The organism is Bacillus sp. DE0042, assembly GCF_007680225.1.
Classification (GTDB): domain Bacteria; phylum Bacillota; class Bacilli; order Bacillales; family Bacillaceae_G; genus Bacillus_A; species Bacillus_A wiedmannii.
This window is the reverse complement of record NZ_VEJP01000007.1, coordinates 67,005-81,037: the sequence shown is the minus strand read 5'-3', so window position 1 is coordinate 81,037 and position 14,033 is coordinate 67,005. Positions and strand designations below refer to the sequence as shown.

13 protein-coding genes are annotated in these 14,033 nt (G+C 36.5%); 11 read left to right on the top strand and 2 right to left on the bottom strand.

Annotation, left to right across the window (positions count from 1 at the left end; all coding sequences use genetic code 11):
* Positions 1–35 precede the first annotated feature (35 nt).
* The 3 genes from pfkA to FS802_RS22895 all read left to right on the top strand — a co-directional run bounded on the left by pfkA (position 36) and on the right by FS802_RS22895 (position 3,391).
* On the top strand, positions 36–995 hold the full coding sequence (gene pfkA, locus FS802_RS22905; protein ID WP_000821162.1) for a 6-phosphofructokinase: 960 nt from the start codon (positions 36–38) through the stop codon (positions 993–995).
* Between the two features lie 53 nt (positions 996–1,048).
* Complete coding sequence (pyk, locus tag FS802_RS22900; protein ID WP_001232679.1) at positions 1,049–2,806, top strand: pyruvate kinase; 1,758 nt, start codon at positions 1,049–1,051, stop codon at positions 2,804–2,806.
* Between the two features lie 195 nt (positions 2,807–3,001).
* The gene (locus tag FS802_RS22895) at positions 3,002–3,391 is read left to right on the top strand and encodes an FxsA family protein (RefSeq protein ID WP_000871634.1); all 390 of its coding nucleotides are present in this window, start codon (positions 3,002–3,004) and stop codon (positions 3,389–3,391) included.
* Positions 3,392–4,022: 631 nt separating this feature from the next.
* On the opposite strand, the gene ytvI is transcribed toward FS802_RS22895, so the two are convergent.
* Positions 4,023–5,141 carry a sporulation integral membrane protein YtvI gene (gene ytvI, locus FS802_RS22890; protein WP_098720318.1) on the bottom strand — a complete coding sequence of 373 codons (1,119 nt, stop codon included), beginning with the start codon at positions 5,139–5,141 and terminating at the stop codon, positions 4,023–4,025.
* Positions 5,142–5,561: 420 nt separating this feature from the next.
* Between ytvI and FS802_RS22880 the strand changes: the two genes are divergently transcribed.
* From FS802_RS22880 to FS802_RS22855, 5 genes are all read left to right on the top strand, one after another.
* A complete protein-coding gene (locus FS802_RS22880) occupies positions 5,562–6,023 on the top strand; it encodes a DUF441 domain-containing protein (protein WP_000625511.1) in 462 nt (153 codons plus the stop codon).
* Positions 6,024–6,409: 386 nt separating this feature from the next.
* Positions 6,410–7,558, top strand: a complete 1,149-nt coding sequence (citZ, locus tag FS802_RS22870) for a citrate synthase (RefSeq protein WP_002203699.1) — start codon at positions 6,410–6,412, stop codon at positions 7,556–7,558.
* Positions 7,559–7,718: 160 nt separating this feature from the next.
* Positions 7,719–9,011 carry an NADP-dependent isocitrate dehydrogenase gene (gene icd, locus FS802_RS22865; protein WP_000206895.1) on the top strand — a complete coding sequence of 431 codons (1,293 nt, stop codon included), beginning with the start codon at positions 7,719–7,721 and terminating at the stop codon, positions 9,009–9,011.
* Positions 9,012–9,030: 19 nt separating this feature from the next.
* The gene (mdh, locus tag FS802_RS22860) at positions 9,031–9,969 is read left to right on the top strand and encodes a malate dehydrogenase (RefSeq protein WP_000153236.1); all 939 of its coding nucleotides are present in this window, start codon (positions 9,031–9,033) and stop codon (positions 9,967–9,969) included.
* A 216-nt stretch (positions 9,970–10,185) separates the two neighbouring features.
* Positions 10,186–10,659, top strand: a complete 474-nt coding sequence (locus FS802_RS22855) for a MaoC family dehydratase (RefSeq protein ID WP_000914190.1) — start codon at positions 10,186–10,188, stop codon at positions 10,657–10,659.
* Between the two features lie 56 nt (positions 10,660–10,715).
* Here FS802_RS22855 and FS802_RS31750 read toward each other — a convergent pair whose 3' ends face one another.
* Positions 10,716–10,847, bottom strand: coding sequence for a hypothetical protein (locus FS802_RS31750; protein ID WP_001265022.1), 132 nt, complete (start codon positions 10,845–10,847; stop codon positions 10,716–10,718).
* A gap of 88 nt (positions 10,848–10,935) precedes the next feature.
* On the opposite strand from FS802_RS31750, the gene FS802_RS22850 reads away from it, so the two are divergent.
* The 3 genes from FS802_RS22850 to phoR all read left to right on the top strand — a co-directional run bounded on the left by FS802_RS22850 (position 10,936) and on the right by phoR (position 13,796).
* The gene (locus tag FS802_RS22850) at positions 10,936–11,172 is read left to right on the top strand and encodes a hypothetical protein (RefSeq protein WP_000871414.1); all 237 of its coding nucleotides are present in this window, start codon (positions 10,936–10,938) and stop codon (positions 11,170–11,172) included.
* A gap of 148 nt (positions 11,173–11,320) precedes the next feature.
* Entirely contained in the window at positions 11,321–12,040 is a 720-nt protein-coding gene (gene phoP, locus FS802_RS22845; RefSeq protein WP_001065222.1) for a two-component system response regulator PhoP, read from the top strand.
* Positions 12,033–13,796, top strand: a complete 1,764-nt coding sequence (phoR, locus tag FS802_RS22840) for a sensory box histidine kinase PhoR (RefSeq protein WP_001032134.1) — start codon at positions 12,033–12,035, stop codon at positions 13,794–13,796. The genes phoP and phoR overlap by 8 nt, the downstream gene beginning before the upstream one ends.
* Positions 13,797–14,033: the final 237 nt, after the last annotated feature.

Sequence of the window (14,033 nt, the reverse complement as noted above, 5' to 3'; positions counted from 1 at the left end):
TTATAAGGCAAATAATCTTTATGAGGTGAGTACAAATGAAACGTATTGGTGTATTAACAAGTGGTGGAGATTCACCTGGTATGAATGCTGCCATTCGTGCAGTTGTTCGTAAAGCGATTTTCCATGATATTGAAGTATATGGTATTTACCATGGATACGCGGGTTTAATTTCTGGTCATATTGAAAAATTAGAACTTGGTTCTGTTGGCGATATTATCCACCGTGGTGGTACGAAATTATATACAGCAAGATGTCCTGAGTTTAAAGATCCAGAAGTACGACTAAAAGGTATCGAGCAATTAAAGAAACACGGTATCGAAGGACTTGTTGTTATTGGTGGAGATGGCTCTTACCAAGGTGCTAAAAAATTAACTGAACAAGGATTCCCATGTGTTGGTGTACCAGGTACAATCGACAATGATATTCCTGGAACAGACTTCACAATTGGTTTCGATACAGCTTTAAATACTGTTATTGATGCAATTGATAAAATTCGTGACACAGCTACATCTCATGAACGTACATATGTTATCGAAGTAATGGGGCGTCATGCTGGAGATATCGCATTATGGGCTGGTTTAGCTGATGGTGCCGAAACAATCTTAATTCCAGAAGAAGAGTATGACATGGAAGATGTTATTGCTCGTCTGAAGCGCGGTAGTGAACGTGGTAAAAAACACAGTATTATCATTGTGGCTGAAGGTGTTGGAAGTGCAATTGACATCGGTAAGCACATTGAAGAAGCAACAAACTTTGATACTCGTGTAACTGTATTAGGTCACGTACAACGTGGTGGATCACCAAGTGCACAAGACCGTGTATTAGCAAGTCGTCTTGGCGCAAGAGCAGTTGAATTATTAATTGCTGGTAGAGGTGGACGTTGTGTAGGTATTCAAGATAATAAACTTGTTGATCATGATATTATCGAAGCGTTAGCTCAAAAGCATACAATCGATAAAGATATGTATCAATTATCTAAAGAATTATCCATTTAATCGGCTTAATGTCGGATATTTGGGAACGGTTTCATAATTTTCGGAGGTGCAATATGCGTAAAACTAAAATTGTATGTACTATAGGTCCTGCTAGTGAAAGTATTGAGAAATTAGAACAATTAATCGAAGCGGGTATGAACGTTGCTCGTTTAAACTTCTCTCATGGTAGCCATGAAGAGCACGGCGCTCGTATTAAAAACATTCGTGAAGCTTCAAAGAAAACTGGTAAAACAGTTGGTATCTTACTTGATACAAAAGGTCCAGAAATCCGTACTCACGACTTCGTAGACGGACAAGCTGAGCTTGTAACAGGTGCAGAAGTAGTTCTTTCTACTGAGCAAGTATTAGGTACTGCAGAGAAGTTCTCTGTATCTTATGCTGGTCTTTATGACGATGTAGACCCAGGTTCTCGTATTCTAATCGATGACGGTCTTATCGAACTAGAAGTAATCGAAAAAGCTGACGGAAACATCCGTACAAAAGTTTTAAACAGCGGAACTGTAAAAAATAAAAAAGGTGTTAACGTACCAAACGTAAGCATTAAGCTTCCTGGTATCACTGAAAAAGACGTAAAAGATATCGTTTTCGGTATCGAGCAAAAAGTTGATTTCATCGCAGCTTCATTCGTACGTAAAGCATCTGACGTATTAGAAATCCGTGAATTATTAGAAGGGCATAACGCTCAATACATCCAAATCGTACCAAAAATCGAAAACCAAGAGGGTATCGATAACATCGATTCAATCTTAGAAGTTTCTGACGGTTTAATGGTAGCTCGTGGTGATATGGGTGTAGAAATTCCACCAGAAGAAGTACCATTAGTACAAAAACGTCTAATCAAAAAATGTAACGTGTTAGGTAAACCGGTTATTACTGCGACACAAATGTTAGATTCTATGCAACGTAACCCACGTCCAACTCGTGCGGAAGCAAGTGACGTAGCTAATGCAATCTTCGATGGTACAGATGCAATCATGCTTTCAGGTGAAACAGCTGCTGGTCAATACCCAGTAGAAGCAGTAACAATGATGGCTAACATTGCAGTGCGTGTTGAAAAATCATTACAATATGAAGATATGTTCAAAAAACGTATTAAAGAGTTCACTCCAACAATTACAGATGCAATTAGCCAATCTGTTGCGCATACAGCACTTGCTCTTGATGTAGCTGCAATCGTAGCTCCAACAGAAAGTGGACATACTGCGAAAATGATCTCTAAATACCGTCCGAAATCTCCAATCGTAGCTGTAACATCTGACGAGCAAGTAGGACGTCGTCTTGCACTTGTTTGGGGTGTACAAGCATTTATGGCTGGAAAACGTGCAGCGTCTACTGACGAAATGTTAGATACTGCAATTCAAACAGGTATGGATGCAGGTCTAATTGGACTTGGAGACACTGTAGTAATCACTGCTGGTGTACCAGTTGCTGAAACTGGTACAACAAACTTAATGAAAATCCATGTTGTTGGTGAAGAAGTTGCGAAAGGACAAGGAATCGGTCGTAAAGCTGCAAAAGGTAAAGTAGTTGTAGCGAAAACAGCTGCTGAAGCTGTAGCGAACGTAAACAAAGGTGATATCCTTGTTACAACAAGCACTGATAAAGATATGATTCCTGCAATCGAAAAAGCTGCTGCTCTAGTTGTAGAAGAAGGCGGTCTAACAAGCCATGCGGCTGTTGTAGGTGTATCAATCGGTATTCCTGTTATCGTTGGTGTAAACGGCGTAACAGCAACTTTAAAAAATGGCCAAGAAGTAACAGTTGATGCAGCACGCGGAATTGTTTATAATGGACATGCGGAAGTGCTATAAGTAATACGAAGAGAAGGATCGGAGTCCTTCTCTTTTTTTTACACAAAAACGAGGTGGAATCAGCTTGAAACGCCTGGAATCGCGTTTAAAAGCCGTTTGTTACGAGGTTCAATAGGGAAAGGTGTTTAGTTTCTGTGTAGCGTATACGGGCGCTCTGGGTTCGTTTAAAGTGATGTGTGAGAGGAGTGTAGAACTATGAAGTGGTTACTATTCTTGTTTATTTTAATACCGGCGATTGAGATTACAGTCTTAATTGGATCGAGTCATGTAATAGGTTTATGGTCTACGTTCGCCATGATTGTATTTACGGGTGTTGTAGGTGTCTATTTGGCGAAAAGACAAGGATTTAAAGTACTTGGAGAGATTCAATCTAAGTTGAATAGAGGAGAAATGCCAGGAGGAGCGGTACTGGATGGTATTTTTATCTTTATAGGAGGTATTCTTTTGGTGCTTCCTGGATACGTAACGGATATAATGGGTTTGATCTTCGTTATCCCTATGACGAGGGCTTTGTTGAAGCCATTTGTTATGAAGTGGATGGAATGGAAGTTTAGAAAGAGTTCTACTATTATTGTGCAGAAATAGTGCTTAGATTATAGCAATCTAAGCACTATTTTTTTTGCCCACAAAAGGATGGTGGATGGATGAAGCTCTGTTAATTAAAGTTTTGCTGTATCATGCCTTAAAATGTGGTGAATGCGAAGGAGTTAAGTGGAGATTAGACTGCTCATACAAGTCCGGTTGGTGAAAGTTAATAATCGGTGGTGGACAAAATCCTTACTGATCATAGTTTTGCCTTATTATATTTGCTATGTATTTTTCGATTGGATATGTAGGTAGTTCTTACTGAGTGTACTGTAGGGAAATTCATATGAACTCAAGTTAGTTTTTGTATATAAAAAGATCAATTGGTATGGAAAAGTTAGATACGAACAGGAAAATTGGTAGTTTAAGTCTTATTTTATACCATTTTGTATATTTATTCATTTACATAAAAAGTAATAAATGTAAGTAATAATTATAAAAATAATAGAATAAATATGTAAAAATACCTCGAAATATGCGTTTTCTATGCAAAAAAACAAGAGTATTATCCTTTTTGTGGGGAATCCTCTTGTTGCATGTAATGAGTTTGAAAAATAAGTACAAGGAATAATCAGTGGGAAATTCCCACTGATTACATGTAAGTTTTTTGTTGTATATGAATTAGAAACTATTATTTTGAAGGTGAGCCTTTAATATATTTCCACAAATCATGGAATACACGAGCTTTGTGCAATGTATTAAGTAGTACTAAGATGACTGGACCGATGATTAATCCTAAAAAGCCAAAAAGCTTAAAACCGACAAATAGAGCAATCAGTGTTGCTAATGGATCGAGGCCGATATTAGATGAAAGTACTTTAGGCTCCATAATTTGTCTTTGGACAATCACGACGATGTATAAGATGAGAAGACCGATGGCGAAAGCAGTATCGCCAGTGAAAAATACGTATATAACCCAAGGAACGAAGACGGCACCTGTTCCTAAATACGGGAGTAAATCTACAACCCCTGTAATAATCGCGATAGTAATGGCGTATGGTACGCGTAATATTAAAAGTCCGATTAGTACAATAACAGTTGTCATAGATACGAGTGTAAGTTGCGCTTTAATAAAACCAAATAAAGCTTTTCTTAAATCGACAAAAATAGTTTTTCCATAGCCGTGAACACGGTTCGGCAAAAATTTTCTTACTTTCTGAGCAAGACGGTGCCAATCGTAACTAATGAAGAAAGTGGCTAATAAAACGAATACAAGGACAGTTAAAGTTGTTGGTAATGCACTAATGAAATTTGTTAACCCGCTTATAATAGCAGTTAAAAGTTCTTTCATTTGCGTCGTTGCTTCGGTTCCTAAGTTTTGAATGTTTTGTGTAATCGTATAGCGCTGTGGTTCCCCAAGATGATTAAATTTAGAAATTAAATCATCATAGAGAGGCATAATATGATTAAGTGCAAATTGCTCTGCGAATTTAACGATATCCGGGAACTTTACTGTAACAAGTTGTAGTAAGTATGTTGTGGCCGATATTGCTTCCGTTACAAGATATGTAACGAGTCCGACGATAGCTCCGAATACGAGAATTAAGCTAACGAGTACTGCTAGTGTGCGAGGAAATTGTAGTTTTTGATTAAGGAAATTGACGACGGGATTAATCAAATAAGCAAATGCGAAAGCGATAATAAAAGGATAGATAAGTCCTGACATATATAGTAATGCATAGAACCCGGCTACCGTTGCTACAATGACAAATATGAGTCGCAATATCATATATAGTAAGTTTCGGTTCAAAGATGTATACCTCCCATTCCAATTTGGATTATCCTAATTCGTTCAACTTATAACGAGTGTTCCCCACTGATTAAAGTTTCACTTTATGTTATAGTGGAATGATGGATTTTTCCTGCTTTTTCAGTACATGAGTGACTGTAAAAGCTTGGTGTTGATGCTTCTACTATATGGTAAAAACTTCATTTTCTCTTCTTTTTATTTTACCTGTTTCTTATTAGAAAAGAAAGGAGAGACAATCGTTTTCAAAAATGTATACATGCTTAAATTTTTGATGATGAAAGTCTCAGTTTGTCATTTTAAAATACATAAAAAATGAAGTGGTTATTGTTGAATATACATCGATATAGCATGTATAACGATAGGTTTAAAGGTATTTTTGTTTGGAAATGAGTTCATTATTTTCAGAAAGGAAGTGCAAACATGATTAGTCAGTCAACGTTATTTTTATTCATACTACTTATTATAGGACTTGTTGCTAAAAACCAATCGCTTACTGTAGCCATTGGTGTGTTATTTTTATTGAAATTTACGTTTCTAGGAGATAAAGTCTTTCCTTATCTACAAACGAAAGGGATTAACCTCGGTGTAACGGTTATTACAATAGCAGTACTCGTACCGATTGCAACGGGGGAAATAGGTTTTAAACAACTTGGAGAAGCGGCGAAATCGTATTATGCATGGATTGCTTTAGCTTCAGGGGTAGCGGTTGCTTTGTTAGCGAAAGGCGGCGTACAATTATTGACGACGGATCCTCATATTACAACTGCGCTCGTTTTCGGGACAATTATAGCGGTTGCTTTATTTAATGGAGTTGCTGTAGGTCCATTAATTGGGGCTGGAATTGCCTATGCAGTTATGAGTATTATACAGATGTTTAAATGAGGAATTTTATAGTAATATAAAAATTTTGAATTCTTTCTGTTCACAAAAGTCAGATAATTGTTTATAATAGGATTAGAAACTTTGAAAAGTTACATAACAGCAGAGACTTTACACCAGATAAAATAAAAACAACATAAAACAATTTTATAATGATATTGTTTTATGTTGTTTTTATCATAAAACTCTTCGGAATTAATTTTCCTCACTAACTTGTTGTTTTGAGCGTGAGGATTCGGGGAGACATTCACGCTCATGCTTTCCATGTAGACAATGGACATAAGAGGGGAACATCGCAATAAATTTGCATGATCGTGCATTTTGCTTGCCTAAAGAGTGAACGGGCGTTCATAATTCAAAAGGGGAGCAAATAGATATAAGGAGCAAGGTTGGGAGAATTTTCAGGAAAAGGAGAGAATGTCATGACTGTTATTCGAGGTTTAGAAGGGGTAGTAGCAACAACATCATCTGTGAGCTCTATTATTGATGATACATTAACTTATGTTGGGTATAATATTGATGATTTAGCTGAGAATGCTACATTTGAAGAAGTAGTGTACTTATTATGGCATCGCAAGCTTCCTAGTGAACAAGAACTAGCGAAATTTAAAGAGACTGTATCGGAATACTATAAAGTTCCAGGTGAGATTTTAACATATTTGAAACAAGTAGATTTAAAAATCGCACATCCGATGTCTGTTTTACGAACTGCAATTTCCATGCTATCATTATACGATGAGAGCGCTGAAATTATGGATGAAAACTCCAATTATTTGAAAGCGGTTAAATTGCAGGCTCAAGTGGGAACTTTAGTTGCTGCTTATGCAAGAATTCGTAAAGGTTTAGATGTTGTTGAGCCTAGAAACGATTTATCATTAGCTGCAAACTTCTTGTACATGTTAAATGATCGCGAGCCAAATGAAGTTGAAATTGAAGCTTTTGATAAGGCGCTTGTACTTCACGCAGATCATGAGTTAAACGCTTCTACATTTACTGCACGCGTTTGTGTAGCTACACTTTCAGATGTATATTCTGGTATTACAGCAGCAATCGGTGCGTTAAAAGGTCCTCTTCACGGCGGGGCAAACGAAAATGTAATGAAGATGCTAACTGAAATTGGCGAAGAAGAAAATGTAGAATCATATATTCATAATGCTCTTCAAAATAAAGTGAAAATCATGGGCTTTGGCCACCGTGTATATGAGCAGGGTGATCCGCGTGCAAAACATTTACGCGAAATGTCTAAGAGATTATGCGTGCTTTTAGGAGAAGACAAATGGTATAATATGTCTATCAAAATTGAAGACATTGTAACAAAAGAAAAAGGTCTTCCACCAAATGTTGATTTCTATTCAGCTTCTGTATACCATTGTTTAGGAATTGACCATGACTTATTTACACCTATTTTTGCAATTAGCCGTATGTCAGGCTGGTTAGCTCATATTCTAGAACAATATGAAAACAACCGTTTAATCCGTCCACGTGCTGATTATAATGGACCAACACATCAAGTGTACGTTCCAATTGCACAACGATAAGCGAAAAACACTATTTTGATAGTGAAAATACGCTTTCAAAAGTCTGATTTTTTTGGAAAGACGTAATGATTAGAATATTTTAATTTAAATAACGGTTTGAACTGAGGGGTTATTCCCTCAGTTTCATACATATGAAATTTCAAACATGGGGGTTATCACATTGACGACAGGTGAAAAAATTACTGTAACTAATGGTGTTATGAATGTACCAAACAATCCGATTATTCCATTTATCGAAGGAGATGGAATTGGTCCTGATATTTGGGCAGCTGCATCTCGTGTACTAGAAGCAGCAGTTGAAAAAGCTTATGATGGTGAGAAGGAAATCGTTTGGAAAGAAGTGCTTGCAGGGGAAAAAGCATTCAACCAAACAGGCGAGTGGTTACCAGAAGAAACTTTAAATTTAATCCGTGAATATTTAATCGCGATTAAAGGTCCACTTACAACTCCAGTTGGCGGTGGTATTCGTTCTCTAAACGTAGCACTTCGTCAAGAACTAGATTTATATGTATGTCTACGTCCAGTTCGTTATTTTGATGGTGTTCCTTCACCTGTAAAACGTCCGGAAGATACTGATATGGTTATTTTCCGTGAGAATACAGAAGACATTTATGCTGGAATTGAATATGCACAAGGATCTCCGGAAGCAGAAAAAGTCCTTGCTTTCTTAAAAGAAGCAATGGGTGTTAATAAAATCCGCTTCCCAGAAACATCTGGTATTGGTATTAAACCAATCTCAGAAGAAGGGACAAAGCGTCTTGTTCGTGCTGCAATTCAATATGCAATTAACGAAAAGCGTTCTTCTGTTACATTAGTTCATAAAGGAAACATTATGAAATTTACAGAAGGTGCTTTCAAAAACTGGGGTTACGAAGTAGCGGAACAAGAATTCGGCGATAAAGTATTTACTTGGGCTGAATATGACCGTATCGTTGAGAAAGATGGTAAAGATGCAGCGAATAAAGCAATGGCAGACGCTGAAGTGGCTGGAAAAATCATCGTAAAAGATTCTATTGCAGACATCTTCTTACAACAAATTTTAACTCGTCCACGTGAGTTCGATGTTGTTGCAACAATGAACTTAAACGGAGACTACATCTCTGATGCACTTGCTGCACAGGTAGGTGGAATTGGTATTGCACCTGGTGCAAACATTAACTATGTGACTGGACATGCTATCTTTGAAGCTACACATGGTACAGCTCCAAAATATGCAGGTTTAGATAAAGTAAACCCATCTTCAGTTCTTCTTTCTGGTGTATTATTATTAGAGCACTTAGGATGGAACGAAGCTGCGAAATTAGTAACTGATTCAGTTGAGAAAACAATTGCTTCAAAAGTAGTAACTTATGATTTCGCACGCTTAATGGAAGGTGCAACAGAAGTGAAATGTTCTGAGTTCGCTAATGAACTTATTAAAAACATGGATGTAGCGATAATCAAAAACGCATAATTAAAGCGGGGGGTAAATTATGACAATCAAACGCAAGAAAGTTTCAGTCATCGGTGCAGGATTTACAGGAGCAACAACAGCATTCTTATTAGCACAAAAAGAACTTGCAGATGTTGTATTAGTGGACATTCCACAACTGGAAAATCCAACAAAAGGGAAAGCGTTAGATATGTTAGAAGCGAGCCCAGTACAAGGTTTTGATGCTAACATTATTGGAACATCTGATTACGCAGATACTGCTGATTCTGACGTTGTCGTTATTACAGCAGGTATTGCACGTAAGCCTGGTATGAGCCGTGATGACTTAGTAGCAACAAACTCTAAAATTATGAAAAGTATTACGCGCGACATTGCAAAACATTCACCAAATGCGATTATTGTTGTATTAACAAATCCAGTTGATGCAATGACATATTCTGTATTTAAAGAAGCAGGATTCCCGAAAGAGCGTGTTATCGGTCAATCGGGCGTATTAGATACAGCTCGTTTCCGTACATTTATTGCACAGGAATTAAATCTTTCTGTGAAAGACATTACAGGATTTGTTCTTGGTGGACACGGTGACGATATGGTACCTCTTGTACGTTATTCTTATGCAGGTGGCATTCCGTTAGAAACGTTAATTCCGAAAGAGCGTTTAGAAGCAATCGTAGAACGTACTCGTAAAGGTGGCGGCGAGATTGTAGGCTTATTAGGAAACGGTAGTGCATATTACGCACCAGCTGCTTCTTTAGTTGAAATGACAGAAGCAATCTTAAAAGATCAACGCCGTGTATTACCAGCTATTGCATACCTTGAAGGTGAATATGGTTATAGCGACCTTTACTTAGGGGTACCAGTAATTCTAGGTGGTAACGGAATTGAAAAAATTATTGAGTTAGAACTTCTTACAGATGAAAGAGAAGCGTTAGATCGCTCTGTAGAATCTGTACGTAATGTAATGAAGGTTCTTGTTTAATAATTAAATATAAGTGGAAAAAGATTCGGGGCCCCGAATCTTTTTCTACTATTTATTCAAATGTTTTTTTGAAATAATATGAAAACGCTATCATTTGGTGTATCCTATAATGAAACTATAGATTTATACTATACATTGCCCTCATCATAGTAAATTTCGGATCAGGTATCGCTATTAGTAGGATAATAAGGTGAAAAAATCGGAGGGGGTTGTAACATGTTAAAGAAAAAAGTTCAAATTGGTCGTAGAATGGATGAAATTACAGTAGGAGAGAAATTATCTATCACTGAAAAAATTGAGGATAAAGATTTGTTATTGTACTTAGGGTTAACGAATGATGCCAATCCATTATATATTCAGCATGATTACGCATCCCAAACTCCGTATGAAAAGCCGATTGTACCAAGCATTATGCTAACGGGAATGATTACAACGGCAGTTACGAAATATTTACCAGGTCCAGGTAGTCATATTACTAGGAAGGACCTTACGTTCGTGAAGCATGTTCACCATTATGAAACGTTACAAATCCACTTTGAAGTTGTGGCTGTTTCTGAGGAGGAACATACAATTGATATGCTTGTATCTGCTCATGATGAAAAAGGAGAAACGGTTGTAAAAGGTTCCTTAACAGTAACACCGCCTTTTAAATCAGTTTCTATTATGGAAAAAGCATTAGATAATTTTTAAAACATGAAAATATGAATAGCGCTAGCATACCTTACTATAAGGGGCTAGCGCTATTTTTAGTTGAAAAATCCTTCTTTAAACCCTTCGGCAAATTCTGAACAACCTGTTTTAATCGTATCCCAGCTTGGTACGTTAAAAGTAAGGAAACATGTTACTACTAAAGTTAAAATAGGTAGTAATACTCGCATAATAGCCCCCTGAATTATATTTATTTATATATTTAAATTAATAGTATGTTCATCGGTAATTGAAGTCAATGAAAGGGGGGTTTTTAAGGTGAAGTGGAAGAGAGAAGACATTATTTTTGAAACGATAAGAGAAGCTGAAGTGTGGGCAGATTCAATCGCGAATGAAATGTACGGAAGAGTATTTGATGGATATGAAACGCTAGACTATAAAATAGCGTATGCTCTTGCATTTTTGTTAGCGCAAAATCGAGAATTTAATATTTATACGAATGTGAAGTTTAATAACGATATAAAAGTGTATAAAGTATGGATAACAACACGTTAATTGGAGTGAATGAGTAATAACAATAGCACAATCTGAATCCATGAATAGACAATTATATTGAGAGGGACCTTATTTTCTAGTATGATGAGAATAACGGGGAAAATGCTAGGATGAAGAAGGTTTCAAGTCTATAACTTGGAGGAAAAGAATGAACAATCGTATTTTAGTAGTTGATGATGAGGAATTTATCTTAACTTTAATTGAATTTAATCTACAACAAGCTGGGTTTGAGGTAATAACAGCGATGGATGGAGAAATGGCGCTTCAAAAAGCGACAACAGAACGCCCAGATTTAATTATATTAGATTTAATGCTTCCGAAAATGGATGGTATGGAAGTGTGTAAAGAATTACGATTGCAGCGCGTTATGACGCCGATTTTAATGTTAACAGCAAAAGATGATGAATTTGATAAGGTGCTAGGTCTTGAACTTGGGGCGGATGATTATATGACGAAGCCATTTAGCCCAAGGGAAGTTGTTGCGCGTGTGAAGGCAATTTTGCGCCGCACGAAATTACAACAAGAAGAACAAGTGAAAGAAGCGTCAGATGAAGAGAGCATCACAATTGCTGAACTTAAAATTTTGCCGGAATTTTATGAGGCTTATTTCCAAGGAAGAAAGCTTGAATTAACACCAAAAGAATTTGAACTACTTGTTTATCTTGCGAAAAATAAAAGTCGCGTGTTGACACGTGATCAATTATTAAGTGCTGTATGGAACTATGATTTTGCTGGTGATACACGAATTGTTGACGTTCATATTAGCCATTTGCGCGATAAAATTGAACAAAATACGAAAAAACCGACGTACATTAAAACGATACGTGGTTTAGGATATAAATTAGAGGAGCCAAAAGGGGATGAATAAATTTCGTTCCAGGCTTCTTTTTACATTTGTTTCTCTTATTGTTTTTATTTTAGTTGGACTAGGTTTATTACTGGAAACCGTGTTTGAAAACTACTATATAGATCATGCCAAAGAGAGAATGGTAAAAGAGACAGAGTATGTTGCGGTATTAGCAGAAGAACAGGGTTTTGATGATGTTTTAAAAAATCCATATGTATTTGAAAAGTTAGAAGAAAAAATACAGGCTTCTATTGCATTTGTAGATGAAAAAAAGAAAGTTCAATATAGCAGAGGAGAACAGTCTGCTTTTAGCCAAGGGATAATTAAAGAACTTACTTCTGAAACAACGAAACAAAGAAATAAAGTCATTACGAAAGAAACAGAGCAGAATAATGAATTTTACCATGCGGTGTTCGTTCAAGATGTAGCAGGAAAACAAGGGTACATTTTGGTAAAAAGTACAATTGAGCCTTTGAAATCTGTTCATCAAAAAACGTGGGGATTATTAATTATCGGATTTGTTATCGCTTGTCTCGTAGTCGTATTTTTAGGTATGAAAATTACAGGGCAATATATTAGGCCGATTGAATCCGTTACGAAAGTTGCTATCGAATTAGCGAAGGGAAATTATAAAGCACGCGCTTATGAGAGTCATTCGGATGAAACGGGAATGCTGAGTAAAGCGATTAATATTTTAGCCCGTAATTTACAAGAGATGACACTTGAGCAAGAAATGCAACAAGATCGTCTGCATACGTTAATTGAAAATATGGGAAGCGGAATGATTTTAATTGATAGCCGCGGTTATATAAACCTTGTAAACCGTTCGTATAAGGAGACTTTCCACGTAACAGATGAAGAATATTTAGATCGTTTATATTATGAGTCGTTTCATCATACAGAAATTATAGAGCTCGTGGAAGAAATCTTTATGACAGAAGTGAAAGTGCGTAAACAAATGTTATTGCCGCTTGGAATTGAGCGAAAGCATTTCGAAGTATATGGAGCACCGATTATCGGGACGAACCATGAATGGAAAGGGATTGTCCTTGTATTCCATGACATTACTGAGCTAAAGAAATTAGAACAAATGAGAAAAGACTTTTTAGCGAATGTTTCTCATGAACTAAAGACACCGATTACTTCTATTAAAGGTTTTTCAGAAACGCTCTTGGATGGAGCGATGGATAATAAAAAATTCTGCGAACATTTCTTGCACATTATTTTAAAAGAAAGTGAACGCATGCAAGGGTTAATTGAAGATTTATTAGATTTATCAAAGATTGAGCAACAAGGATTTAAATTGAGTATGGGGACCGTTGATATGAAGGGACTTCTTGAAGACATTCATATGGTGCTTGATAACAAAGCAGGAGAAAAAGAAATTTCTTTACAAGTAAATGCGCTAAAAGGAGTCTCGGTCATTGGAGATCCAAGTCGTTTGAAGCAAATCTTTATTAATTTAATGAATAACGCAATCGTATATACGCCGGCTGGAGGCGTTGTTTCTGTAGAATTAGCAGAAGATAAATATAATGCTTATATAAAAGTATCGGATACCGGAATTGGTATTAGTAAAGATGAAATTCCGCGTATTTTTGAACGCTTTTACCGAGTGGATAAAGCGAGAAGTAGAAATACTGGTGGTACAGGCCTTGGATTATCGATTGTAAAGCATTTAGTTGAGGCACATCACGGTACGATTACAGTGGATAGTGAAGTTGGGGAAGGGACAACATTTACAGTTGTTTTACCAAAATCAGCAACTGAAAAATAGGATGAAGGATGTTTACAATATATTAACAATGGCTTAATTAAATATTAATAAAGGTCTGTTAATATAATACATGAAAACCCCTTCATCCAAGGAGTAATTTTGGACGAGAATAGTTATGCTGTTCTCGTCACTTCCCTTTTATGTTAGTAAACGTTTGTATATATGATAGAAAATAGCCGTTATTTTTCTTCTCTCTATTAGTCATGTTAATATAGAGAGAGGAAAGGAACGGTTTTT